3 protein-coding genes and 2 pseudogenes are annotated in these 3,125 nt (G+C 40.4%); all 5 read left to right on the top strand.

All coding sequences use genetic code 11. The features are described 5' to 3' along the window. Positions 1-861, top strand: a pseudogene (locus ACE5LO_RS27615) (hypothetical protein); the annotation flags it as partial. A 4-nt stretch (positions 862-865) separates the two neighbouring features. Further along, the gene (locus tag ACE5LO_RS27610; protein WP_375523116.1) at positions 866-1,390 is read left to right on the top strand and encodes a hypothetical protein; all 525 of its coding nucleotides are present in this window, start codon (positions 866-868) and stop codon (positions 1,388-1,390) included. Then, positions 1,383-1,667, top strand: coding sequence for a hypothetical protein (locus ACE5LO_RS27605; RefSeq protein WP_375523115.1), 285 nt, complete (start codon positions 1,383-1,385; stop codon positions 1,665-1,667). The genes ACE5LO_RS27610 and ACE5LO_RS27605 overlap by 8 nt, the downstream gene beginning before the upstream one ends. 18 nt (positions 1,668-1,685) lie before the next feature. Beyond that, entirely contained in the window at positions 1,686-2,186 is a 501-nt protein-coding gene (locus ACE5LO_RS27600) for a hypothetical protein (protein WP_375523114.1), read from the top strand. Positions 2,187-2,733: 547 nt separating this feature from the next. Then, positions 2,734-3,125 (top strand): annotated as a pseudogene (locus ACE5LO_RS27595) (hypothetical protein); the annotation flags it as partial.

Below are 3,125 nucleotides of genomic sequence, written 5' to 3'. Positions count from 1 at the left end.
GAATCCTTGACGGTAGCGGGTATGGGCTCGCTGGGGAAAGTATACACCGGAGCACGAAGCATGGGCAGCAACCTGAACCAGGCGGAAGTGCTGCAGAAGCTGAAGACAGCGATGCAAAACCTCGAAACCAACCGTCCGCGCATGGCGATGGCGATGAGCATGGCACACGGAACGGCAGTCAACTATTATAAGAGTGAAGCCCAGGAAGCTGCCGTGGCGAAGATCCAAGAGGAAGGCTGGGCACCGCAGGAAGCGATTACCCTGCTGGGTATTCTGACCAACGGAGGGCGCAGGAAAGGCGGACATGGTGGTAGTTCCGGTATTGTTTCCGGCGGAGGCAGTGGTCACGGAGGAAGCAGTGGCGGCGGTAGCCATGGAAGTGGTAGCGGCGGCTCAGGGAAGTCTAGTGATGGGAAGAAGCCGGACGTTGATGGGATAAGTGAAAATGGTGAGTTCACCGTAACTTTAGAATATAAAGAAGGAATGAACAAGAGGGATTTCGAGCGTAAAGCTAAGTATCTAGAGCGACTAAGTAAAGAAGGAAAACTGACTAGAGCAAAGAATCCAGTAAAGAGAAACAAGTATATAACAGAAAAATATAAAAAGGATGTTAAAAAGAGAATTGAAAGGATGTATGGTAGTAAAGACCCTGAAAAAGCAAAAGAATTGATAAAACGAGTCGACACAATGAATCCTGATCACCTATGGGATCTGCAATTAAATGGGCCAGATTCAAGAAGAAACTTAAAACTACTGGATGGATACACTAACCAGCAATTAGGACGAGATGTATGGAGCCAAATAAGGGACGTAAATAAGGTTCCAGTTGGAAATCTAATAAAAATCATAGTGAAAAGGTGAAAAAATGGATATTGATATTATAAAAAAAATACTTCAAGCTAAAAACTTATTAAAAGCTAGTTCATCTAACCTGACCTTTGGTATTATTGAAGATGGTATTGCCGAGGATGTGCTTAGTCTGAATAGAGAATTATTCGTAAATTCAGATAAGAGAGTAGGCCAATATACTGACTTTGTAAAAGAAGTATCTGGTTTTTCTTTAGGTAGTATCGTTTTATTTGATTTTTCTCGGATTAGGGAATTTCAAAACTTGTTAGAATTTCTTCCCGAGTGGGAGACGAAATGGTTATGTATTGGTAAGATTATGTCTGAACCAATTGGAATCAATAAGGAAGACGGAAATGTATACTGGTTTTCTGAAATTCCATACAATGATGAAGGAATGGACCTAGGTTCATTCAATAATTTCTTAAAAGAATATATTTTCGGGTATAAGTATTCGGAAATTGTTCCATGGGTTGATGAGGATGAATGGTATCAGTTTATGAAAAAAAATAAACTGATATATGAAGGTGATGCTAATGAGTGAAAGAAAATATAGAACATTTGTAAAAAAAACAATGGGAGGAAACTATCTTAAAAGTAAATATAAACAAGAGGTTATAAAAAGGATTTATAGAATATATAGTAAGAAGGATCCAGAAGGAACACGTAATCTCATTAACAGAATAAGGAAGTATAAGGATGTAGAATTTATTCATCCCTTAATTCTCGGTGGGCCAGAAAAATGGGGGAATCTTCAGCTTGTTGATTCCAAAACAAGCAGATTGCTGATAAAACAGATTTGGGAACAAATAAACAAGTAGGCTAAGGGTGGGGATTTGTTGAATCCACAAGTAAAAAAGTATTTTAATTTAATGAGAAAATCACAAATAGAAAATCCTGAAACGATTGTGTATGGGTATATAAGTGATGGGTTAACTATAGAGGAACAAAGTCAGTTGGATGTAATTGACTTTACTTTACCTTTCGTTAAATCTTACTCTGAATATCTTCAAGAAAGTGCTGAGTCATTCTTCGGGAGTATTGTATTATTTAATCCGATTGATTTGCATAATTTCCAATATTATATTAGAGAGCTTCCAGGGTTATCCGGGGATTGGATTTGTATAGGTAAAGTAATCGATAACTCCCTTCTACTGAATATAAACACTGGACAAGTACATCTCTTTGTTGGTTATCCTAGCCAATGCTATGATAAAGAGTTAGGTAGTTTTGAGGAGTTTATTCTAAATTATGTATTTGGTGAGAAGTATAGCAGTTTAATCCCATGGACTGATGAAGATGACTGGTATTTTTTCCTGAAAAACATATTGTTGATTTAGTGATGTCCACAGTTTCATTTGTAGGTTGATTACGGTTAGAACATGATTGTTGTGTTTTTTGTTATCTTCGCTTTTTCAAAACGACACAATAGACGAACGGAGCGAGGGGAGTTGACCAAGTCCATATGATCAAAAATTTTGGATTACTCCTATGAAATAATGTTTACACTTTAAAAACAAGGTTTTAACTTTACGACCAACACTGATAAGTTCACTTGAGAAACTTTCAAAGGCTTATTCCTACCCGGACCAAGAGGAGGAATAAGCCTTTTTGGCTGAGCTATAAATCTGGTTCATAATGTAGGAACAAGGTTCTGCACAGCAACAACTCAAAGTATGCTATATAGATAAATTTTTTAGAGGCTTATCCCCAATTGAACGCTGAGAGGGAGTGAGTCTTTTTTTCATGCCCAAAATCAAAGATGGAGAAGCAGAGTTTCGTGCTGAACGTTGGCGTTAAGAGGCGTTATCATCTGGAGGTTGAGGCTGTGTCTCATACCTACCTGCTGGATGTCAAAAGAAAAACCGTTCTTTCCAAAACCACGGCATGACCTATGGTGAACTGCTGAACCTGGTGGCAGCGGATTACGAAGGCTTTGACGTGATGGATGAGGCGACAGGCGGGGCTTCCATCAGCAATTTCACCATGCAGTATCAAGAAACAGACTGGGAGTTTATCAAAAGACTGGCCTCCGCCAGCGGCGCGGTCATCATCCCGGAATCGGCTGCTTCCTCGCCCAAGCTGTGGATGGGGGTCCCAGACGGAGCGTTGGAGGATCTGCCGCAGGATATTCCTTTTACTGTGGGTCGTGATCTGGCCGCCTATGGCCAGGTACAGGCTGCCGGATTGAAGGCGAGTCCAGCGGATTTTACCTATTATGAGGTCGAAACGGAGAAGTGGCTGAACCTGGGGGACAAGGTGAACTTCCGGGGCAAGGA

The organism is Paenibacillus medicaginis (assembly GCF_042138635.1).
GTDB classification, from domain to species: domain Bacteria; phylum Bacillota; class Bacilli; order Paenibacillales; family Paenibacillaceae; genus Paenibacillus; species Paenibacillus medicaginis.
This window is presented reverse-complemented; position numbering and strand designations above follow the sequence as displayed.

Bases quoted from the DNA above. Each gene is read 5' to 3' on its own strand.
- ACE5LO_RS27610 (WP_375523116.1), top strand. From the start codon at position 866: ATGGATATTGATATTATAAAAAAAATACTTCAAGCTAAAAACTTATTA.
- ACE5LO_RS27605 (WP_375523115.1), top strand. From the start codon at position 1,383: ATGAGTGAAAGAAAATATAGAACATTTGTAAAAAAAACAATGGGAGGA.